At 52.1% G+C, this 23,010-nt stretch carries 18 protein-coding genes; 11 read left to right on the forward strand and 7 right to left on the reverse strand.

From position 1 onward, the window contains the following. The 5 genes from LIO98_RS01950 to LIO98_RS01970 all read left to right on the forward strand — a co-directional run. A partial coding sequence (locus LIO98_RS01950; protein WP_291952814.1) for a cyclodeaminase/cyclohydrolase family protein occupies positions 1-629 on the forward strand: 629 nt, incomplete at its 5' end. 305 nt (positions 630-934) lie between these two features. After that, positions 935-1,525 carry a helix-turn-helix domain-containing protein gene (locus LIO98_RS01955; RefSeq protein WP_291952816.1) on the forward strand — a complete coding sequence of 197 codons (591 nt, stop codon included), beginning with the start codon at positions 935-937 and terminating at the stop codon, positions 1,523-1,525. 236 nt (positions 1,526-1,761) lie between these two features. Then, the gene (locus tag LIO98_RS01960) at positions 1,762-2,589 is read left to right on the forward strand and encodes a formate/nitrite transporter family protein (protein WP_291952818.1); all 828 of its coding nucleotides are present in this window, start codon (positions 1,762-1,764) and stop codon (positions 2,587-2,589) included. Positions 2,590-2,872: 283 nt separating this feature from the next. Then, complete coding sequence (locus tag LIO98_RS01965; RefSeq protein WP_291952820.1) at positions 2,873-3,316, forward strand: GNAT family N-acetyltransferase; 444 nt, start codon at positions 2,873-2,875, stop codon at positions 3,314-3,316. Positions 3,317-3,332: 16 nt separating this feature from the next. Continuing rightward, entirely contained in the window at positions 3,333-4,076 is a 744-nt protein-coding gene (locus LIO98_RS01970; RefSeq protein WP_291952822.1) for a class I SAM-dependent methyltransferase, read from the forward strand. Between the two features lie 138 nt (positions 4,077-4,214). Here LIO98_RS01970 and LIO98_RS01975 read toward each other — a convergent pair whose 3' ends face one another. From LIO98_RS01975 to LIO98_RS01995, 5 genes are all read right to left on the reverse strand, one after another. Beyond that, positions 4,215-5,888, reverse strand: coding sequence for a formate--tetrahydrofolate ligase (locus LIO98_RS01975; RefSeq protein ID WP_291952824.1), 1,674 nt, complete (start codon positions 5,886-5,888; stop codon positions 4,215-4,217). 185 nt (positions 5,889-6,073) lie between these two features. After that, positions 6,074-6,970: a glutamate formimidoyltransferase gene (gene ftcD / locus LIO98_RS01980; RefSeq protein WP_288335315.1), complete on the reverse strand. Its 897-nt coding sequence runs from the start codon at positions 6,968-6,970 to the stop codon at positions 6,074-6,076. Positions 6,971-6,987: 17 nt separating this feature from the next. Then, positions 6,988-7,560, reverse strand: a complete 573-nt coding sequence (locus LIO98_RS01985) for a cyclodeaminase/cyclohydrolase family protein (RefSeq protein WP_291952829.1) — start codon at positions 7,558-7,560, stop codon at positions 6,988-6,990. Further along, positions 7,561-8,820 carry an imidazolonepropionase gene (hutI, locus tag LIO98_RS01990; RefSeq protein ID WP_291952831.1) on the reverse strand — a complete coding sequence of 420 codons (1,260 nt, stop codon included), beginning with the start codon at positions 8,818-8,820 and terminating at the stop codon, positions 7,561-7,563. A 111-nt stretch (positions 8,821-8,931) separates the two neighbouring features. Further along, entirely contained in the window at positions 8,932-10,650 is a 1,719-nt protein-coding gene (locus tag LIO98_RS01995) for a urocanate hydratase (protein WP_066743250.1), read from the reverse strand. 224 nt (positions 10,651-10,874) lie between these two features. Between LIO98_RS01995 and LIO98_RS02000 the strand changes: the two genes are divergently transcribed. Beyond that, positions 10,875-12,173 carry a YjiH family protein gene (locus LIO98_RS02000; protein ID WP_291952834.1) on the forward strand — a complete coding sequence of 433 codons (1,299 nt, stop codon included), beginning with the start codon at positions 10,875-10,877 and terminating at the stop codon, positions 12,171-12,173. Between the two features lie 99 nt (positions 12,174-12,272). Here LIO98_RS02000 and LIO98_RS02005 read toward each other — a convergent pair whose 3' ends face one another. After that, on the reverse strand, positions 12,273-15,320 hold the full coding sequence (locus LIO98_RS02005) for an AAA family ATPase (protein ID WP_291952836.1): 3,048 nt from the start codon (positions 15,318-15,320) through the stop codon (positions 12,273-12,275). A gap of 138 nt (positions 15,321-15,458) precedes the next feature. Next, positions 15,459-16,988, reverse strand: coding sequence for a histidine ammonia-lyase (gene hutH, locus LIO98_RS02010; protein WP_291952837.1), 1,530 nt, complete (start codon positions 16,986-16,988; stop codon positions 15,459-15,461). 324 nt (positions 16,989-17,312) lie between these two features. Between hutH and LIO98_RS02015 the strand changes: the two genes are divergently transcribed. The 5 genes from LIO98_RS02015 (at position 17,313) to LIO98_RS02035 (ending at position 22,949) form a co-directional block, all read left to right on the forward strand. Next, a complete protein-coding gene (locus tag LIO98_RS02015) occupies positions 17,313-18,620 on the forward strand; it encodes an SLC13 family permease (RefSeq protein WP_066743243.1) in 1,308 nt (435 codons plus the stop codon). Positions 18,621-18,904: 284 nt separating this feature from the next. After that, positions 18,905-20,122: an aconitase X catalytic domain-containing protein gene (locus LIO98_RS02020; RefSeq protein WP_291952840.1), complete on the forward strand. Its 1,218-nt coding sequence runs from the start codon at positions 18,905-18,907 to the stop codon at positions 20,120-20,122. Then, positions 20,119-20,532: a DUF126 domain-containing protein gene (locus tag LIO98_RS02025; RefSeq protein ID WP_168952270.1), complete on the forward strand. Its 414-nt coding sequence runs from the start codon at positions 20,119-20,121 to the stop codon at positions 20,530-20,532. The genes LIO98_RS02020 and LIO98_RS02025 overlap by 4 nt, the downstream gene beginning before the upstream one ends. A gap of 9 nt (positions 20,533-20,541) precedes the next feature. Continuing rightward, positions 20,542-21,828 carry a nickel-dependent lactate racemase gene (gene larA, locus LIO98_RS02030; RefSeq protein WP_291952845.1) on the forward strand — a complete coding sequence of 429 codons (1,287 nt, stop codon included), beginning with the start codon at positions 20,542-20,544 and terminating at the stop codon, positions 21,826-21,828. A gap of 134 nt (positions 21,829-21,962) precedes the next feature. After that, the gene (locus tag LIO98_RS02035; RefSeq protein ID WP_291952847.1) at positions 21,963-22,949 is read left to right on the forward strand and encodes a TRAP transporter substrate-binding protein; all 987 of its coding nucleotides are present in this window, start codon (positions 21,963-21,965) and stop codon (positions 22,947-22,949) included. Positions 22,950-23,010: the final 61 nt, after the last annotated feature.

Genomic DNA, 23,010 nt, shown 5'->3' on the forward strand with positions numbered 1-23,010 from the left:
ATATGAAATTTGAAGAAATGACAGTCGGCGCATTCATAGACGAACTTGCCTCAAATTCACCGGCCCCCGGCGGCGGCAGCGTCGCCGCGCTCTGCGGTTCGCTGGCATCAGCGCTCACCGTCATGGTCGGAAATCTGACGGTGGGAAAAACTAAATACCAGGACAGTTGGAACGCTGCGGAAAACATTATCTCCGAGGGCAAAAAATTAAATTTAGAATTCATCAGCCTGATGAATAAGGACACCGACGCCTTCAATGTTTTTATGGCGGCAATGAAGATGCCTAAGAATACCGACGAGGAAAAATCTGTTCGCCTGGAGGCAATGGAACACGCCGCAAAGACTGCGACGGAGACGCCTCTTTCAACACTTGAAACATGTGTGAAGCTGATGGATTTTGTTGTGTTGGCAGCGAAATATGGCAACCAAAACGCAATAAGCGACGCGGGGGTAGCCGCTCTCCTTGCAGAGGCAGCCGGGAAGGCTGCCGCTTATAATGTAAAAATCAATCTGCCGGGGATAAAAGACAAAATCTTCGCGGATAAATGTAAAGAGAGGATGTTTTCGGCTCTGAAAGCGATAGAGTCTGGCGCCTTAGAGACTGCCGACATCGTGAATGGCGTCATTTAGAAAATCTGACAGAAATAGCGGCGGCAGGGGTGATTACCGAACAACATGCCTCTGCCTTCGCCTAAAGATTATCGATAACCAACGCCGCCAGGAGTTCTTTCTAATCGTAACACCAGAGAATAAAATATAATATCGGTTATATTTAGAGGAGATAGGACAGAATTACGACACGTCTGCCGCAAAATGAAAACCACCGATTTATGATTGCTGACTTGCAAATTATTGACATTTAACCTATACTCCGAAAATTACCTAACTAAAGTATAATTGCTTTATGTAGAAACGAACGGAGAAGGGTGAGTTAATTGGACAATAATAATACGTCTTACAGCAAGGAGAATACGGGGAAACGCATAAAGAGTTTTCGGCTTGCTCAAAATATATCACTCAGCAAACTGGCGGTGGAAATCGGCGTATCAAAGAGCTTGATCAGCCAGGTAGAACGGGGAGAGGTCTATCCCTCAATTCAAACGCTTGAAAAAATGTCCGCCGCGTTGAATGTTCCGTTAAGCGAGTTTTTTCAGATAAAAGAGGACCAACCGGACGAACAGCTAAGCTCCATTGTAATGAACGGAAAGCATAAAATTATCTTGATGCCTGAGACAAATAACCGTTACTATGTTCTGACTCCCAACGTCAGCAATAACCCGTTCGAGTTCCTGCTGATAGAGTTCCCGCCGCATGAGGATAAGGCGCAGGTAGATAACTCCGTACACAAAGGAGAACAATGTTTCTATATACTGGAAGGTGCGTTAACACTTAATATCGATGATAAAACATACAAGGTTTCCGCAGGCGACAGCGGCTATATAGCGTCATACAGCAAGCACTCTTTTTTTAACAACAGTGGAAAGATCGCTAAGGCCATAATCGTCACAACAAATTCTATTCTTTAGAATAGCAGTTCATGGGGCTGCGGTGAGCCGCGCTTAGATTTTTGCGTTTGTCGTGCAGCCTCATTATTGAGTTTTAGGTACCTTTATCTCACAAATTTGTCAGCCCCAAACATGTCATTTCCGCAATATCAGGTGTTTAGTATCACCACCGACGATAGCTTTTAGTAATGTAAGCACGTCAGTTTTTATATAATCTTTTCTTAAAAAACTTAACAAAGATATAATGGAGGTCAAACATGAGTTATAAGATTCCAGCAGAGATCGCCTCTGCGGCTGTTGATTCAGCGATAAAGAAAAGCCGTCTTCCCTTATTGTCCATGGTTGTTCTGGGGTTTCTTGCCGGTTCATATATCGCTATGGGCGGATATTTTATGACGGTAGTTACACAGGACGCCTCCGGCTTTGTAGGGCTGGGTATCTCAAAATTATTGGGTGGCATAGTCTTCGCGCTCGGCCTTTTGCTTGTAATTGCTGCCGGCGGGGAGCTATTCACCGGAAATTGTATTATGCCTATCGCAATACTTTCCGGCAAGGTATCATGGGCGGCGGCCGCGCGTAACCTTATCGTCGTGTATATTTCAAACCTTGTCGGCGGTATTTTTTTTGCATGGATTCTATATCTCAGCGGCACGATAACACCCTCCTGCGCTCAGACGGCGCTTTCAATCGCCGTGGCCAAGGTCAATATTCCACTCGGAGAGATGATAATTCGCGGAATTCTCTGTAATTGGTTCGTGGCGCTCGCCGTATGGATCGCATTTGGCGCGCTTGACATGAGCGGAAAATATATCGCTTGTCTGATGCCAATTTCAGCCTTCGTGGCGATGGGTTTTGAACATTGCGTTGCAAACATGTACTTCATCTCGCTAGGCCTCTTCCTGAAAAACGACGCCGCCGTCATGACACAGTGTCAGCTGCCGGCTGAGAAACTGATGAATCTCACTCCGTTGGGATATTGGAGAAACCTTATTCCCGTTACATTCGGAAATATGATAGGCGCCGCCGTGCTGGTTGGCGTTCTTTATTACATCGTGTTCAAAAAAGGACTGTCAAAGGATATCTGACCGTTACGTTACGGTATTCAGAAAAAATCGTGGATATGTCAAAGAAATACCGCCGGAGACTGATCCACGCAACTGCACGCTTACCATAATAAGTGTTAAAGATGAAATAAAATAAATGCGTAAGCTGCCCAGGATGTTATTCTCTGCCCGTGCAGGTCAGTTTCATATAATAGATGTTTGACAAACCTGCACGTGCATTCGCCAACATAGAGAAGACCGCTTTTCCATATCGGCATTATGTGCTATGCTGTCCGAACTCTATAAAAAGAGGAGAAATGAAGAAATGAAAATTACTGAAATAACAAGAAAAGACGAAAACACCATACAGAAGGTATCATTCATCTGGGAAAAATCAGTGCGCGCGACGCACCTATTTCTCACAGAGGACGACATGGCCGACATCTCAAAAGATGTCGACGAGGCGCTGGCCTCCGTCCCTACACTGCTGACGGCGGAGAACGAAGACTCAGAATCTGTCGCCTTCATGGGGATAGACGGAGACCGGCTTGAAATGCTCTTCCTTCTGCCGGAGGAGCGCGGGCAGGGCATCGGCAAAAAACTCATGCGCCACGCCATCGATAAATACTCCGTAAAGCGGCTCTGCGTTAATGAGCAAAACACCGCGGCGCTCGGCTTTTACGAACACATGGGATTCAAGGTATATAAGCGCACGGAGCGCGACGAGCAGGGCAATCCATTCCCGCTGCTCTATATGAAGCTGAAATAGAGGGCAGAGAACCCTTTTGAAAGAAAATAAATACGACGATAAGCTCTTCTTTGAAAAATACGCCGGGATGAAACGCTCTGTTGAGGGGCTGGACGGCGCAGGAGAATGGGAGACGCTGAAGAGTCTGCTGCCGGATTTCAGGGGGAAACGCCTTCTGGACCTCGGCTGCGGGTACGGTTGGCACTGCATCTACGCGGTGGAACAGGGCGCGGCCTCGGCTACGGGAATAGACATCTCCGAAAAGATGCTTGCCGTGGCGAGGGAAAAGACACACTATCCGCAGGTGACATACAAACGTATGGCGCTTGAGGAGATGGATTTTCCCGATGGCTCCTTCGATATCGCCCTCAGCTCGCTGGCCCTGCATTATGTCAAATCTTTCGGCGATGTCGCAAGGAGGGTGAACCGTTTTCTCAGCGACGGCGGCTATTTCGTCTTCTCGGCGGAGCATCCGGTATTCACCGCCGAGGGCTCGCAGGACTGGTATCGCAACGATACTGGGAAGATACTGCACTTTCCCGTCGACAACTACTTCTGCGAGGGGCTGCGTCACGCGCGTTTCCTTGGCGAAGAGGTCGTCAAGTACCATAAAACACTGACGACCTACATCGACGGGCTGCTGACAAACGGCTTTGAGCTGCTGCGCCTAGTCGAGCCGCAGCCTCCCGAAAGGATGCTCGATATCGAGGGCATGAGGGACGAGATGCGCCGCCCAATGATGCTTATCGTGGCGGCAAGAAAGAAAAGCGGCGGCAGATAACGTCCGCTGTCATGCCGCGCTTTGAGCGGTCCGGCTTTTTAGAGCAATCCGTTCACGCCGCTGACAAACAACGCATAATAAAAATGGGCTGCCCTTGTAATTAAGGGCGGCCCATTTTTATGTCGGTATTTTCGTATCCTAGAAGAGTCCTGAGACCTTACCCTGAGCGTCGACGTCGATGTTGCAGGCGGCGGGACGCTTCGGCAGGCCGGGCATCGTCATGATCGCTCCCGTGATCGGGATGATGAATCCCGCGCCCGCGGAGAGGCGAACTTCGCGCACCGTAAGTTTGAATCCGGTCGGACGCCCCTTTTTGCTCGCGTCGTCGGAGATCGAGGCCTGCGTTTTCGCCATGCAGATGAGCAGTCCGTCTTTGCCGAGGTCGTGGATCTTCTTGAGGTCTTTTTCCGCCTTGTCGGTGAAGACCACTCCGTCCGCTCCGTATATTTTCGTCGCGATGGTCTCGATCTTCTCTTTCGGCGAGAGTTTCTCGTCGTAGAGGTAATGGAAGCTGTTTTCTTTGTCACAGGCCTTGATGACCTCTTCGGCCATCTTGATGCCGCCCTCGCCGCCCTTCGCCCAGATGTCGGACTCTACTACGGGAACGCCGAGCTTCGCGCACTTTTCCTGGATGAATTTGAGCTCTTCCTCCGTGTCTGTCGGGAAGGCGTTGAGCGCCACGACGACGGGCAGGCCGAAGGAGAGCATGTTCTCGACATGCTTCTCAAGGTTCGGGATTCCCGCCTCAAGGGCCGCCATGTTCACATTGCCGAGGTCCTCTTTGGCCACGCCGCCGTGCATTTTGAGGGCGCGTATGGTCGCCACGATGACGACGGCGTTCGGCTTGAGTCCCGCGAGGCGGCATTTGATGTCGAGGAATTTTTCCGCGCCAAGGTCGGCGGCGAAGCCAGCCTCGGTGACAAAGTAGTCGGCAAGCTTCAGACCGTATTTTGTCGCCATGACGCTGTTGCAGCCGTGGGCGATGTTAGCAAAGGGTCCGCCGTGGATGAAGGCGGGGACATGTTCGAGGGTCTGGACGAGATTCGGTTTGATGGCGTCTTTCAGCAGCATCGCCATCGCTCCCTGAGCCTCGAGCTCCTTCGCGGTCACCGGTTTGTCGTCGTAGGTATAGGCGATGATTATCTTCGAGAGGCATTCCTTGAGGTCCTCGATGCCCTGTGACAGGCAGAGGATCGCCATGATCTCGGAGGCGACGGTGATGTCGAAGCCGTCCTGGCGCGGAACGCCGTCGGGCTTGCCGCCGAGGCCGATGACGATGTTGCGCAGCGCGCGGTCATTCATGTCAAGCACGCGCTTAAAGACGATGCGGCGCGGGTCTATATTGAGGAGATTTCCCTGCTGGATGGAGTTGTCGAGCATCGCGGCCAGAAGGTTGTGCGCCGAGGTGATAGCGTGGAAGTCGCCGGTGAAGTGAATGTTGATATCCTCCATCGGGACGACCTGGCTGTAACCGCCGCCGGCGGCTCCGCCCTTCACTCCGAAGACTGGCCCCAGGGAGGGCTCGCGGAGCGCCAGGGTTACCTTTTTGCCGAGCTTTGCCAGCGCCTGCGCAAGGCCGACGGAGGTCGTAGTCTTGCCCTCCCCCGCAGGAGTCGGGGTTATCGCGGTGACAAGAATCAGCTTGCCGTCCTTGTTGTCCTTTACCTTCTCCCAAAGGTCAAAAGAAACCTTCGCCTTATACTTGCCGTAAAGCTCAAGATCATCCGCGTCAATGTCGAGTTTTTTCGCAACATCTACGATGGGCTCCATCGCAGCCTGCTGCGCTATCTCAATGTCGCTAAGAAATGCCATTCTGACCACTCCTGTTTTATATTAAATTCGGGTATGGGCCGCATAAAACCAAAACCGCCGTTACGCGGCAACATTAGTATATTCTATACTATTTTGCCGATTTTTTTAACCGAGGAAATACTATTCGCCCTCCTGCCGTCAAATATCCGTCGAAAAATTAAAAGCGCCCCATTTTTTCGTAACTATCAGCCTAACAGATGCGTCTCTATTATCTGCTCCATCTCAAAACGGCGCACCCGCAGACAATGACGTATCACCTCTTCCAGCGCTGCAAGCGGCAAAGGCCCCACAAGCTCGGCATCGGCGATCCCGACGCCGTAGCTGTCGGCGAGAGACTTGATAAGGTCGTATACGACAGGAATCGGCGTCTTCTCAAAGTTGGTCAGGTTCATCGACACCTGCACCATTCCCCGTTCCTCAAGCGCAAGACCTATCGCGCGGCAGAAGCGTAACCCGCCGCTTGAGAAGCGCATACGCTTCGCGATGGCCTTTGCTATTTCGAGATCATCCGTCCGCAGGTTCACGTTATACGCGACGAGCGGGAAACGAACACCCGTGACTGTTACTCCGGACTTTGGTACGAAAGCGAACGGCCCTTCGTCCGGCCGCCACTCCTCGTTCTGCATCTTTTCGGGCAAAGCCTCGTATTGCCCTTTGCGTATATCGACCAGATTCTGACGCGACGGCTTTGTGGCGGCATCCTCATAGTAATATACCGGAACGCCGAGTCCTCCGAGGAATTTCCCATAGCGCCGGGCAATATCAAGGGCCTCTTCTTTCTCTACGTTACGCACGGGGACGAACGGGACGACATCTACGGCCCCCTGGCGCGGGTGGCTGCCGTGGTGCATGGCCATGTCTATCTCTTCGACCGCCTGCGCCGTAATATTCATTGCTCCCGCAAGCACATCCTCCGGCTCCCCTATCCAGGTATAGACGGAACGGTTGTGGTCGGCGTCTGAGTCGATATCCATTATCGTAATATTCGGGGTGGCGGTCAGCGACTCCGTTATCCGTTTGATCTTCGCTTCGTCTCTTCCTTCGCTGACGTTCAATTCGCAGAGCAGTATCTTTTTTGACATCTTTCTCATATCCTCTCTTATTGTACCGCGGCTTTGAGCCCGCAGGCCGACCGTGCCAGCTCTTCGTTTATCTCCTGCGTCTTTATGAGTGAAAGATTAGCCTCCACGTTAAGCGCCGTATCTTTAACGGCCATCTCGGCGAGCAAAACTCCCGCCTCCATATCCGACGAGGCCGCGGGGTTAAATTTTCCGTCCATCTCGCGGCAGAACTCCAGTATACGCAGGGCGGCGCGGCCGTTTTCCAGCGGCACATTGGCGGCCCTTATTGCCGCGCTCTCAATCGCCGCGCGGCGCGTGGACTTCTGCTCATCGGTGGCTTTGGGAAGCGCAAAGGCGGCCTTTATTCCCAGATATGAGCGCGTATCCTCTACCGCGCCCTCTTTTAGCTGTACGGCAAGTTCGTCAAGCTCCTCCGCGATCTCAAGATATCTTTCATCGGGAAGGCCGTATTCCTTACCGACCGAAAGACGCGAAACCATCCCCACAAGCCCCGCGGCCATCGCTCCGGCGACAGCGGAGGCCGAGCCTCCGCCAACCGTAACGTCCCTGCTGTCCATTATCTTTTCTACTACTTCATAAAATATTTTCATTTATATCTCCTGTATGACAGCGCCGTTCTGAACGCTTATCTTTCCGTATCTTATGACCGTGTCCACCGGGTTTTCTCCAAGACGATAGGCGATATCTTCGTAGGTCGGGATATCAAGAATTAAAATATCGGCCTGTTTGCCCGCCTCTATGGAACCTATACGGTCCTCCCGTTTCAGCGCGCAGGCGCCTCCGTAAGTGGCGGCGCGCAGGGCACGGGCCGGCGGCATCCCGTGCTGTCTGCAGGCGAGAGAGATTATGAAGGGCATTGAAGTACACCAGCATCCGGGACAGCAGTTGGTAGCCATCCCAAGCTCAAGCCCCGCCTCAAACATCGGACGCGGATTAAAAAAGAGCGGATGATTCACGGCAAAATCTATCCTCGGAAGGACGACGCCGGTAACCCCGCTTTCGGCAAGCTTCTCCAGTGCCGATATCGGAGTATAGTTAAGATGGTCCGCGGAATACATCTTCATCTCGGCGGCAAGGTCCTCGCCGCCGACATACGAATAGGCTCCCGCATGTATCTTAGGCTCCATTCCGTGTTCGCGTCCCGCCTCAAGTATCTTCCGGCACTCTTCTTTTTCATAATGCCCGGAATCGCACCAGATATCGCAGGCCTCGGCCAGCCCGCTTCTCCCGACCTCCGGGATCATCTCTTTAATGAGCATATCCATGTACGCCTCTTTCGTCATATCGGGAGCCCAGCCGTGCGCGCCGAGAAATGTCGAAGATATATCTACCGGTAATTTTTCCGCGAGTATGCGGTTTATCTTAAGCTGGCGCATCTCCCCCTCGGTATTAAGGCTGTAGCCGCTCTTGCTCTCAAGCGTCGTCGTGCCGCTCAATATCATCCGGCGCACCCGCTCTGCGGACTGTTCGTAAAGCTCTTCCATCGGTAGGTCTCGTGTCGCGGACAATGTCACCATGATCCCCATCGGCACTCCCCGGCGTTTCAGCTCGTCAAGGTCGTCGGTCTCCAATCTGGCGCAATACTCCTCCACGCGCGTTCCTCCGAATACCACATGGGTGTGACAGTCGACGAAACCAGGCGTGACGACTTTGCCGGAGGCGTCGATGACCCTCGTCGCCGCGTCGATCAGCGGCGCGATCTCGCTCCGGCTGCCGACGGCCGTTATCTTACCCTCGCCTATCGCCACGGAACCGTTTTTGATAAGCCCTATATGGTCCGCGGCATCTTTTTCACAGGTCAGTATCTGAGCGGCGTTTTCAATGACTATATCCGCTGCCTTTTTCTTCAATTGGACCGCCTCCGTTCAAATCAAAGCCAGGGGAGCCGAAAAATGGCTCCCCCGCACTTTATCTTTCAGTTCACGCAGATTACGTGAGCAGCCAAACCGCACAGGTTCCGCTTATAGTTTATCGCTTCCGTCGGGGCCGAAGGTGACCTTGTCGGCCGGCTGCCACCAAAGGGGAACTTTGATTCCCTCCTTTGTGAGCTTGCCTTTGCCGTTCGCGACATCCTTCGCGGAGTCGTAACCGGCCTGGGCATGACGGATAACGCCGATTCCTGAGTCCACCGTCATTGCCACTTCAAGACGGATATCGGCGTCGGCGGTGCCGTCCGCGATCTGGGTAACGCCGGTGTGTACGGCTTCACCCATTGAGTAGTTGGCCTGAATGGCTATGAGGTCGCACATGCCGCAGGCGTTGAGCAGACCGTTGAGCATCGGCCAGTCGGAGATGAGGTCGCCGCCGTCCGGCATACGCTCGGATTCAAATGTCGGGTTGACGATCGAACCGGAGTCAAGGTTGTCGCGGGAGAAGGCCACGGGGCCCTTTATCTCACCCTTCTTAATCAGGTCGTTGACCGCGAGCGCGAACTTCTTTCTCTGGCCGAACCCCATGTAGCAGATACGGGCCGGCAGCGCCTCGATCGGAAGATGCTTGCTTGCGAGCGGAATCCAGCGACCGACGATCGGGTCGTCTCCGAAGAGCTCCATCGCCAGTTCGTCGGTTCTCTTGAGGTCCGCGGGATCGCCGGAGATGCAGGTCCAGCGGAAGGGGCCGCGGCCTTCGCAGAAGAGCGGACGTATATAGTCGGCGACAAAGGCCGGCAGTCTCATCGCCTCGGCTTCGGGGAATCCGGCGTCGCGGCACTCTTTACGGATGCTTGTGCCATATTCAAAGGTGGGAACGCCCTTATCGAGGTATTTAAGCATCACCGCGAGCTGGCGCTTCATTGTCGCGCGGGCCAGTTCGAGATATTTATCCATATCGGTGTTACGGAGCTCTCTCGCCTGCTCCGGCGTATATCCTGAGGGGATATATGACACCGGGTCGTGACAGGGGCACATCTCCGTCACCACGTCGGGCATGAATCCCTTATCAAAAGCCTCTTCAAAGAGGTCCGCAGCGTTGCCGACGACTCCGAATGAATGCGGCGTCTTTTCCGCAACACACTTCTTAGCCTTTTCGATGGCCTCGTCAAGCGAGCCCACGATCTCGTCGAGATAGTTCTTCGCGACGCGGCGCTCGAGCGTCTCAATGTCGGCGTCGATAACGATCGCCACACCGCCGTGCATCTTCATCGCCCAGGTCTGGTTTCCGCCCATTCCGCCGGCTCCCGCGGTGAGGAGTATGCGGTTTTCCATGCTGCCGTCATAGTGCTTGATACCGACCGCGGCGAGCGTTTCGAAAGTTCCTTCGATGACACCCTGCGTTCCGATGTACTCCCAGGGAGCCGCCGTATACTGCGCAAAGATTGTAAGGTTTTTAGCTTCGAGGTCATAGAAAGTCTCCCATGACGGACGCATAAAGTTTGTCGTCGCCATCACGACCACGGGGGCATATTTGTGAGTCTTGAATACCGCTACCGGCATACCTGACTGTACGACCAGGGTCTCGTCGTCTTCAAGTTCTTTAAGGCTCTTGACAATCGCGTGGTACGACTCCCAGTTGCGCGCGCATTTGCCGTTGCCGCCGTAGATTATCAGTTTTTCCGGGTGCTCCGCGTTCTCCATATTGTTTTCTAGCATGCGGAGGATCGTCTCCTGACGCCACCCCTTGCATCTCAGTGTATTCCCGCGCTGTGCCTTTACCTCGTAGAGTATCTGTGCGTTGCCTGCCATTAAGAACATCTCCTTTGTGTTATTAATTGCCTTGCGGCACGTTTTTCTTAACTTGACAGGTTAATGGTAAAACAACGCTATCAAAGAATCGTCAGGTCAAAAAATTTTTTCCCTACCGTTATTGATGGAGGGGCAGAACGTTTTGATAAAAAATTAATGGTAGATATCTATATTTTTGATATTGAGAAATTATTCAAATAACTTAATTAAGGAAGGGAACAACAATGACAAAACAGCTGCAGTACAGCCCGCTCAAGTTTTTGTTTTTCAGCGCAATCGGAATATTCATGTTTTTCATCCCGATAACATTCATGGGAAAAAACAGTATTCCCATCGACCATGTGATAACTTTGATAAGAAAAATACCGCACCTGGGGTCTCTCTATGTGGTCATCGTCACCATCTGGGGGGTCGCTCGCGCGGTGCGGCTGAAAAAATACGCCTCTTCGTTCACAGACGCGTTTTTCTTCGTAACAAACCTCATCGGCACGGCATTCTGCGCGATGGTCTATTTTAATATCGGACCGGAATGGTTCTTAGACAAAAATATCGCGCCATATATATTCAACGCCGTGGCGGTATCCGTTACGATGCTGATACCGATAGGCTCAATATTTCTCGCCTTTCTCGTCAATTACGGCCTTATGGAGTGTGTCGGAGAGCTGATGGTCCCGGTCATGCGCCCAATATTCCACACGCCGGGCAGAGCCGCGATAGACACCGTCGCCTCTTTCGTAGGCAGTTATTCGGTCGGGCTCATCATCACAAACAATGTTTACAGAAAGGGCGGCTATACCGCGCGTGAGGCGGCCATCATCGGAACCGGTTTTTCCACGGTATCCGCGACATTTATGATAATCGTCGCCAAGACACTCGGGATCATCGAGCACTGGAACATATATTTCTGGGTTACTCTGGTCGTCTGCTTTACCGTAACGGCAATCACCCTTCGCATTCCGCCGCTCTCCCGCGTGCCTGATACATTTTATCCCGGCGCGGTACCGGAGGGAGATATCATAGAGGAGAGCGGCGGCCGTTTCGAGCGCGCGTGGAAGATCGGGGTAAGAACGGGAGCGACCGCCCCGGGACTTTATGAGATCGCAAAAGACAACTTCACCTACGGCATCGTGATGGCCTCGGGAGTGGGCGCCGCGATAATGTTTTTCGGCGTGAGTGCGCTTCTCATCTCAAAATATACGACGCTCTTCGACTACACCGCCTGGATATACTATCCATTCTTTAAGGTCCTTGGAATGCCTGACGCCATGCTGGCCGCCAAGGCCGCGTCGACGTCGATCGCGGACATGTTCCTGCCCGCGATATTATGCAGGGATTCCGCTTTGACAACGCGCTTCGTCGTCGCCGTCATCTGTATCTCGGAGGTGCTCTTCTTTTCCGGAATGCTGCCCTGCCTCACGGGAACGGATATTCCGCTGAAGATGCGGGAAATTTTCATCATCTGGTTTGAGCGTGTGGTATTTTCAATACTGATCGCAACGCCAATCGTATATATACTCTTCTAAAGAGGGCAGACAAAGACATCCACCCCCGGTCGGAGGGTGGATGTTTCGTTTAGCCTTGCCTTATTGTCAAGCTCCCGCCAGCCGCAGGCGCATTCAAAATCAGAGGCCGAAGCGCTCCCGCAGCATTCTCACCCGATGCGGGACAGGGATCTTCGCGTAAATAGAGACGGCCTCTTCGGCGTACTCCTTCGAAGATTTTTTAAGTATTTTATTGAACTGCGGCGGCAGGCCGCCCTCCTCCAGCATTTTCGCAAGATAGGCCTTGGCCATCGCGTGAACCGATATCCATGAATGCTTTCTTATCGGCGCGGAGAGCAGCTCACCTATCTCAAGCGAACGATAGGCGTCTTCATAACGTTTCTGCTCGGCATCCGCGATCGACTTCAGGCTGTAGAGTATGGAGCCGCAGCGCCCGCCCTGACAGCGTTCAAAGACCTTCGTGCCACGGTAGATATTCTCGAACATCATCTCCATGTCCCCAAGGTCAAAGGCGACATCCGCAAGATGGGCACGGAAATGGCTGCTGCCCCAGAAAAGCCCCTTCTCTTCGCAGACACTTATACAGTGGTTGAAATGCTCCACCGCCTTCGCGAAATCACCCTGCCAGTGATAATTCTCTCCGATGTAGCACTCCGCCGCCAGCATGCTGAGCGTATAATTCTTGCCCAGCAGCGCCTGTTCCTCAAATATGGCGATCGAGCGGCGCAGCACCTTTTCCGATTTTTCATAATCCCCCATAATTTGGAAGGCGACGCCGATATAGCGCAGCGCGATACCCATATACTTCTCCCGTTCATCGTCGCGTGCCGCGTTAAGCATCTCCCGCGCCGTGCGCATCAGAGGCTCCGCGTTGTCCGTCTGTAGGAAATAATGCCCCATATTCGAAAGGGAATGGATGTATATCGTAGAGAAAGAATGTTCGCGCGCTATCTTCATCGCGCGGTTCAGGAGAACCCTGCCACGGTCATATTCTCCCCAGCAGATCAGGTACCCCCCGCACAGCTCCAGATAAGAGGCCTCCATCCGCAGTACCTCTTTCTCGTTATCGGCCCGCATATTATTTCTGATATCAGCCAGCAGGGCACTCATATCGTCCATTTTCTTCTCCGTATCCGAGCGGTCGTTATACGGGTGCGTACAGGAATAGAGCACATCGTCCTGGATGAGCGGAAAAAGGTCGTGGTTGAGGGTTATATCGAATATCATCTCGCGCAGATGCTGATTCAGGACATTCTCCGGCAGTCCTGCCTTAGTATAGTGGTAACAAAGCATCGAACTGAGCGCGGGGTCCCATTTCCTTGGTGAATACTGCCCGTTAAGCGTGTCCGCGACCTTTTTATGGTACTCGCTGAGTTTGAAGCCGGGAATTGCATCGTACACGCAGCTCCTTAGCTTGGCGTGGCTGAAATCGACGTGCACGCCAAAGTCTATCGTCTTTATCTCTTTGATCAGCATCTTGCGCAGAAGCTCTTCCGCCACCGCGGAGACTTCCTGGGGCGGTTCCCCCATTACTTTGGCAATCAACGAAATGCTGGCGCCGTTTGTAAATACAGACAGCACACGCAGAAATTCCCTCTGCTTTTCCGATATCTCGCCAAATCTGGCGAGCATGACGCCGCCCAGACCGCTGACGGTAAATTCCGCCTTTGAATTCGCCCTGAGCAGCTTTACCATCTCAGCTACCAGCAGCGGCATGCCCTCTGTCTCGTTATAGAAATAGTCTTTATCTTTTGATTCCAACAGCTCTTTATCAAGAAAATGGCTGCAAAAAGAGGCCGTTTCCGAGCGGTCGAACGGTTTGAGGGGAATATGAAGAAAATTGATCGCTCCAGCATCCTTAAGCCGCGTAAGCGTGCGCATTATGTAATCGCTCTTTTCCGGACGGCTTGTAATAAATATCGTGGCCGGTACGGAGAGGTTTTCGATAAACACTTCGAGCATATGGATAGACTGTTTGTCAAACCAATGCATATCCTCCAGGACGATAACGGGACGCCGGCCGCCGGCGGCACGGCAGACAAGGCGGCTGACGGCCCTTCCGATGATTATGGGGGTCCGCTCCAAAACAACGACGGAATCAGCGTTATAAGCTATCCGCCTGCCACTCATAAAATTGGGAAAAACCCCGGCAAGCAGCGAAAAATTTACCCCGCTGTCCTCCGACGATTCCTCCGTACAATACAGCGCCGCCTGCGATACGAGGTTATTCCATGACGAATATGGATAGTCCAGCCCCGCCTCGTAGGATCTCGTCGACAATATTATATGGCTCTCGCCGTCGAAAAACGACAACACCTTGTGGAGCAGCGACGTTTTGCCGATCCCCGCCTCGCCGTCTAAAAAAACCGCCACGGTGCCGTCGTTATTCTCCAGCCGTTCAAAGATCAGCGACTGTTCCCTCATTCTGCCGACAAAGAACGAATCCGGTGAAACATCTCCCATCCCGCCGTCATGCGTATCCAAAACTATCATGCGCTTAAAATATTCTTCCGCCCGTGCCGAGGGTGTGAGCGAAAGCTCTTCGGAGAGACGGCGCTTATACTCGCGGAAGAGAGTGCTTGCCTTTGCCGCCCCGCGTCTTTTGAAATAGAGATCCATAAGCTCCAGCGTGGAATCCTCGTCAAAGGGGTCGGCCGCGATGAGCATCTCAAGCGAGCTCTCAAGATTATCCTCATCCTGCGAATCATAACAGGCGGTAATGCGTATTTTCAGCTTTTCTGTCACGCGTGTCTTGAACTGCGATTTGGCGATGAGAAGCCAGTTGCCGAAATCAGCGCATTCGGGAATATCAAACCCCTTGAGCAGTTCGTCGGAAAGACACTGCGGCAGAGGCGCATCTACGTCACTTATTCTGTCTATGAGATCCAGGTCACAGGAGAAACCGGCCGCCGATACATAGCGGCGGTCGGCAATTATCGAATCTTTGGGGAAATATTGTTTCAGCAGATACAGAGCGTTTCTAAAATTATTGTAGGCCGAATTTTCGTCCTTCGTACCCCAAAAGATGGAGGCCAGCTTTTCACGGCTGGCGCGCCCCTCTATGGCAAGATAATAGACTATAGCCTCGGCTTTTTTGAGGGGGAGACGAAGCGCTTCTCCATTGATCTCTATTGACGGCGTACCTATTACCTTCACTTTTACATTCATTTCTCCCCATCCTTTTCTCCAAAATAAAAATACAGGGAGAGCTGTCTGCAATATTCTGTTTTGCAAATCCAGGCGCTCTCCCTGTATATATTATTTTAATACATATACCGCTATCGCCATACCGGCGGTTACAAGATGCTATCTCAACGTGCCGACCGCCTCTTCGACGGCCTTGACGAGCGTTCCGTCCGTGATAAGCTCTGCAGCCAGTTTTTGGTCTTTATAAAAGACCCTGTCCTCTTCCATAAACTCCACCGCGCCGCGTATCACCTTATATGCGGCCTCCGTACCAGCGCCAAGTTTCCTCTTTTCCTGAAGGTCAAGAGCCTGGGCGGCGCACATAAGCTCTATGCCGAGAACCATCCTGACATTTTCCAATATCTGCGCCGCTTTGCGTGCGCCTATCGTACCCATGCTGACATGATCCTCCTGTCCGGCAGATGTGGGTATCGAGTCGACGCTCGCAGGGTGGGCAAGCACCTTATTCTCCGAGACAAGAGCCGCGGCCGCGTACTGCGGAATCATGAAGCCGCAGTTTATGCCGCCGTGCTTAACGAGAAAGGCGGGAAGCCCGTGGTTAAGCGCCGGGTCTATCAGCTTTGCAATGCGACGTTCGGAGATATTACCAAGTTCTGAGAGCGCGATACCTAACGTATCAGCCGCTATCGCTACCGGCTGTCCATGGAAATTGCCTCCAGAAAAGACATCGCCGGTATCGACCAGGACTATCGGATTATCGGTGACGGCATTGATCTCGTTCTCCACGACGGAGGCGACATAATCTATGGCAAGACGGCTGGCTCCGTGTATCTGGGGAATACAGCGCAGCGAATACGAATCCTGCATACGCAGTTCGCCCTGCTCCGTAACATATTCACTGCCCTCAAGCAGACGGAGCATGTTTTCCGCGGCCTCTTTCTGCCCCGAATGCCGGCGCACATCCTGTATACGCGGGTCGTAGGCATTTTTGATTCCGCGAAGGGATTCGACTGTGAGCGCTCCGACGATGTCGGCGGTCTTTTTCAGCGTTATGGCGTCAGCCAGCGCATGGGCTGCGACTGAGGTCATACACTGCGTTCCGTTGATGAGGGCGAGCCCCTCTTTGGCCTTAAGCTCGATAAGCGGGATCTTCGCCTTGGCCATCGCCTCGGCCCCCTCCATTACGACGCCGTTATATTCGGCCTCGCCGAGCCCGATCATCGGCAGCACCATATGGGCGAGCGGACAGAGGTCTCCGCTTGAACCTACCGAGCCCTTCTCCGGCACCACGGGGTGAACGCCTCTATTGAGCATATCGAGTATGGTGTTGATGACTACCGGGCGTACGCCGGAAAATCCGTTAAGAAGTGAGTTCGCACGCATGACCAGCATCCCACGGACGACGTCGGCCGGAAGCGGCGCGCCGACCCCGGCGGCGTCCGCCAGTATAAGTTTTATCTGAAGAAGATTTATATCCTCCTCTGGTATCGCAACCTCAGAAAATCTGCCAAATCCGGTATTGATGCCGTACATTGGGCGTCCGCCCGCGACAAGCTCCTCCACCAGCGCCCGGGATTTTTTTACGTCCTCCATCGCCTCAAGGCTCGCGCATACCTGCGCGCCGTTTCTCGTTATGCGTATCAGACTCTCCAGCGTAAGATCTTTTCCATTCAATACGATTTCTTTCAAAGCACTCACTCCTTTTCGTCTATCCGCCTCCCCGCGAAACAGACAACGCAAAATCTTACCTCATGAGGGGTACCCTTAACTGCATCGTTTTGACCATCGGGTATATTGACAAACTAATGCAACTCTATTTAAAGATAATCCTACTAATTCATCAAATTATCATCAAACCATACTTATTGCTCAATTTAGTCTATTTAATACTTTGATAAAATAATTATATAGTAATGGTACTCTTCTTTCATCAAAGACCGTCTCCCTGAGAAATATTATTTGCCGTTTGTTGTTATTTCTACAAAAATTAATATATTGTGGAGGCAGAGAAAAATGATCTTGTTAAATCCAGTCGTCATTTCGGTCATCGTCATGATAGGCCTATGTCTGATCAACCTGAACATAGTGCTTGCGCTGCTCCTCGCCGCGCTTGCGGGAGGTCTGGCCGCCGGCATGTCCATCCCGGCGACGATGGGCGTTCTGATCAGCGGCATGGGAGGAAACGCCGAGACGGCGCTAGCCTATTTTCTTCTCGGGACATTCGCCATCGCGATAAACAAAACAGGCCTGGCCTCGATCGCATGTAAAAAAATCGCGTCGATGGTGGGAGAGCACAAGATTATGCTGATGTTTCTCATCGCCCTTATCGCGTGCATCTCGGGAACGGTGATTCCCGTCCATATCGCGTTCATCCCTATCCTCATCCCGCCGCTGCTCTTCCTGTTCAACAAACTCAAAGTCGACCGCCGTCAGGTTGCCTGCGCCCTCGCCTTCGGACTCAAATGCCCCTATATAACGCTGCCAATCGGATATGGGCTCATCTTCCAGGGGATCATCGCCGCGGAGATGGGACGCAACGGCATGGAAATAGCCAAGGGATCGGTCCCCGCCTATACATGGGTGATAGGCATAGGGATGATCATCGGTCTTCTCATCGCGGTATTCATAACCTATAACCGCCCGAGACACTACGAGGATAAACCGATAATCGGCGGTTCGGCGGAGGATATGCCAAGCACCTTTACAAAGACGCACTATCTGACGATGGTGGCGATAATTGCGGCCTTCGCCGCCCAGCTATGGTCAGGCTCAATGCCGCTGGGAGCGCTTGTGGCGCTCCTCGTCATGATCGTCACCGGGGTGTTGAAATTCAAAGATATTGACGAAAGTTTTCTCGGCGGGCTTGAAATAATGGGACTCATAGCCTTCGTAATGCTCATCGCCGCCGGTTACGGCACGGTCCTCAGAGAGACTAAATCCGTTGAGCACCTTGTAAACAGCGTTGTATCGCTGGTCGGCGGAAGCAAGTTCTGGGGGGCCTTCCTCATGCTGGCCGTTGGGCTGCTCGTTACGATGGGAATCGGGACCTCTTTCGGCACGGTCCCCGTAATCGCGGCCATCTACTGCCCGCTCGCAATGCAGCTCGGTTTCTCTGTCGGAGCGACAGCCTGTCTCATCGCCGCAGCCGGCGCGCTGGGAGACGCCGGTTCTCCCGCCTCCGATACGACGCTCGGCCCCACGGCGGGACTGAACGCGGACGGACAGCACAACCACATATGGGACACCTGCGTACCGACGTTCCTGCATTATAACATCCCGATATTCATCGCCGCGATGGTTGGAGCTTTGGTCCTTTATTAATCAATATAGTCTCTTCAGGCGGGTTTTGTTCCTCCCTGCCGCTGTATAGAGATGAAAGACACGGCCCCTTTTGCCGGAAAGAGGGCCGTGTCTTTCATTCTTTTTTCAAATCTATCCTGCGGTATCAAAATTACATCAATATCATATTCAAAATATCAGATTACTTTCAGTAAAATTTGATAAACCAATTACATTCACCTATTACTATCTATATATTGAAATATATTTTTAATTTTTTATTTTAACAAGAAATCATAATCTACCGAGAGAAAGCAGTGAGGATAATGGAGCTAACAAAGGATCAGCTTGGTATGCTGCACGGCGAACAGGGAGAGGCCGTAGCCTATGCGATAAGAATACAGGAGGGGCTTGGCCGGGTATTCGGAGCAAAACGCATGGTACCCATCACACGCGCACACGTAGCTCTCAGCGCACAGGACGCGGATCTATGGTTTGTAGAAAAGTTAGTCAATATGGGCGGAAAATGTAAAATCGCTCCCACCGTCAATCCAAGCATCGACATCGGCTATCTGAACAGGCACCTAGCGGAGGTACCCCAGGAAGGCAAGGATATCGTATCCAAAACAAACGATGCCTACCGAAAGATCGGAGCACAGCTAACCTTTAACTGTACGCCTTATCTGCAGCAAAACGTACCCGCATATGGGGAAATCATCGGCTTCTCCGAATCAAGCGCCACGCCCTTCGTTAATTCCGTAATAGGGGCCCGTACGAACAGAGAATCTTCACAGAGCGCTCTATGCGCCGCGATAACCGGTCTGGTTCCCGAATATGGGCTGCTGCTTGATAAAAACCGTAAGGCGGAAATACTCGTAGAGGTAAAAGCTGAAATAAAGGATGATTTTGATTACCAGCTGCTCGGCTGGTGCTATCCCCTCATCTATAACGGACCGGAGATCCCTGCATTTATTGGCATCAACGAACGCGCGACTCCTGAGGGGTTCATGAACTTCGGAGCACAGCTGAATACCTCTGGAGCGGTCGGCCTGTATCATATCGTCAGCATCACTCCGGAGGCACCCGACATTAAGACTGCGTTTGGAGGAAAAGAACCCAAAAAGCGGGTGGTCATCGAGCAGAAGGATCTAGAAATGGTACGGGAACGTATCTGCGGCAAACCTGGAAAGATAGACTTCGCCATGTTTGGCTGTCCGCACCTTTCTATCCGTCAGGTTGGAGATATCGCCCGCATATGCAACGGAAAACGCTTCGCTGTCGATGTATGGGTCCTCACAAGTTCTCTTACAAAAGAACTTGCCGCCCGTATGGGATTTATTGACATTATTAATCGAGCCGGCGGACATATCATTGCCGATACCTGCATCGACGTGCCGCCTTGTTGGTGGCCCTATTATGGAAAAAGCGCCGTTACCGATTCTCCAAAATGCGCCTATTACAACGAGATCAGAAAGATAGATTTCAAGATCCGCCCGCTTGAACAGGCGATAGAGGCGGCATTAACAGGGGAGGTACGGATATGATCACGAAAAACTTTAAATGCGAGGCCATCGCAGCCGGTAAAGCGGCGGGACCAGCCATCGTGTCGAACGAGGCTATCTGTTTTTACCTCGTGGAGCCGGAGAGCGGCGTGGTGATAGAACAAAAACATGTCCTTGAAGGAAGGTCTATGTCTGGGCACGTCCTGGTAGCACACGCCGGAAAAGGCAGCTCCGTCGTTCAGATGGACGGTCTATTCAAGATCGCGGCGAGGGGCAAGGGGCCAGTGGCCGTTGTCTTGAGGAATCCGGACCCCGTATTCGTCTCCGCCCTCCTTGTAATGGAACTTCCCTCGGTGTACAACGTTGAGGAAGACTTTTACTCCTACGTGCAGGACGGAGATATGGTTACCGTCGACGCAGACGGGGGCAATATAAAGGTTGAGAGACAGTAAGTCGCCGCTATGAGATACAGCATACCTTACGGTAAATCAAAATTAACATTCGAAGCCCCGGAAGAGCGGGTAATCTTTACCGGAGAAATGCGCGCCATTCCTAAATTAAACGACATCGAAGCGTCACTTATCCAGGCCATTGATAATCCCATTGGCGCTCAGCCGTTACGTATGCTGGCAAAGGATAAGAAAAACATCGTCTTCCTGATAGAGGACGGTACAAGGGACACACCACTGTCCATAATGATGCCGGTCATTACAGATTACCTGAACAGACACGGTGTTCCGGACTGCGCGATGAGTTTTCTGACCGCGCCTGGAACGCATCGGGTAATGACGGACGAAGAAATTATCGAAAAACTTGGCCCCGACATGGTCCGGCGCTTCACCATAAGACAGCATGACGCGAATATCGCATCTGATATGAAAGACCTTGGGACTGTCAGCACCGGGGATTACACGATACCGGTTCATGTAAATAAATATGCGCTTGAGGCCGACCTCCTAATCGGCCTGGGGAACATCGTGCCGCACAGCGACGCGGGGTTTTCCGGCGGCGCGAAGATTTTACAGCCCGGGGTATGCGACTTTGTGACAACGTCGGCAACACACGCGGCGGCCGGCTTCTGTCCGGATATCCCTCTGGGAATGGTCGAGGGGAATCCTTGCCGCAGAGGCATTGAAGAGGTCGCAAAAAAGGCGAATTTAGCTTTTATTATTAACGTAGTAAAAAATTATAATAATGAAGTTGCCGGAATATTTGCCGGAGATTTTTTAAGCGCGCACCGCGAGGGGGTTAAACTTGCGCGGGAATCATTCAAAGTATCCTTACCAAAGTTGGCCGATATAGTGATCGTGAGCTCATCTCCCGCCGACCTAGACTATTGGCAGGCGGAAAAAGGGGTCACAAGCGCCTATTTCGCCGTAAAGGAGGGCGGCATCATAATTTTTGTCTCCCCCTGCTTCGAGGGACTCGCACACAATCACCCGCGTTTCCGTGAATGGCTGTCACTGCCGCTTGAAGAGACTCTGAAAAGATTACGGCAGGCCTCTCCGGAGGATACAGAGGTGGACATCATTTCCACAGTACTTGCCGTGTGTAACAGCCGCGTGCGCAACAGAGCGCGTATATTCTCGGTAAGCGAGGGATTGCTTCCCGAAGACATCGAAGCGATGCAGTATACGCCTTTCCCAAACATCGAAGCGGCATTAAGCGAGGCTTTTGCGCAGATTCCGCAGGCAACCATAGGCATATTGCCCAAGGGAGGCATCTCTCTTCCAATACTTGAAAGCTGAGATATCCATTTTGACCACAGAAAGGGGGATTCCCTCAACGACTGTCCACTGTAAATCTTAAATAAAAACATTTTTATCTATCTGCGATGTATTTTTGTATGTTATCTGTCCATTTTAAAGGAGGAAACGGTAAAATGAAAAAACTGATAGCGATAGCGGCGTCTTTTGTAGTTATGACAGCAAGTACAGCCTTTGCTGCCCCGGAATATGTAATCAAAGTTGGATCTATCGTCTCTGAAACACATGCAGATATGCTTGCCATGAATAAAGTATTCAAACCACAGGTCGAAAAGTTATCCAACGGCAGAATCAAGGTCGAACTCTATCCAAATGCGCAGCTCGGCGGCGACCGCGAGCTCTGCGAGGGCGTGCAGATGGGTACGATACAGATGGCGCTGCCCGCAAGCTCAGCTCTCGCGGGATTTGACAAAAGAGTTCAGGTACTTGATCTGCCCTACCTTTTCACAAGCAGAAAAACCGCCTTTGAGGCTCTCGACGGTATTCTCGGCGACAAACTGGATCAGTATCTATTATCCAAGGGGTTTGTCGTACTCGGTTATCAGGAGAACGGCATGCGCCATGTGACGAACAGCAAGCGCCCCATCAAGACCCCCGCCGACCTTAAGGGGCTCAAGATCCGTACGATGGAAAACCCGATGCACATCGCCTTCTTCAAGGAACTCGGCGCCAATCCCACCCCGATGAGCTGGGGCGAGCTTTATACGGCTCTGCAGCAGGGTACCGTCGACGCGGAGGAAAACCCCTACGCGATGATTGACGACGGAAAATTCTATGAAGTACAGAAGTATGTATCGGAGACAGGTCACGTATTTTCGGTAACGATGCTTATTGCTAACAAGAAATTTATGGACAAACTCCCTCCCGATTTGCGCGAAATTATTGTAAAGGCCTCCCATGATTTCGCCATTGAGCAGCGCAAGACGATCGCGAGTATGGAAAATGATTTCAAGAATAACTGTATTAAAGCGGGAATGCAGGCCAACGAGCTGACGCCGGAACAGAAGAAGCCCTTCGTGGATGCGACCAAGAAGGTCTACGCCCAGTTTGAAAACGAGCTCGGCAAGGAGATCATGGATATCGCAAGAAAGGTTCAGAAGTAATCTTTTCGAAGCGTGAGCACCGTTTGCGCGTCCCTTGCATAAGGGACGCGCTTTATTACCA

The organism is Cloacibacillus sp. (assembly GCF_020860125.1).
Lineage (GTDB): Bacteria > Synergistota > Synergistia > Synergistales > Synergistaceae > Cloacibacillus.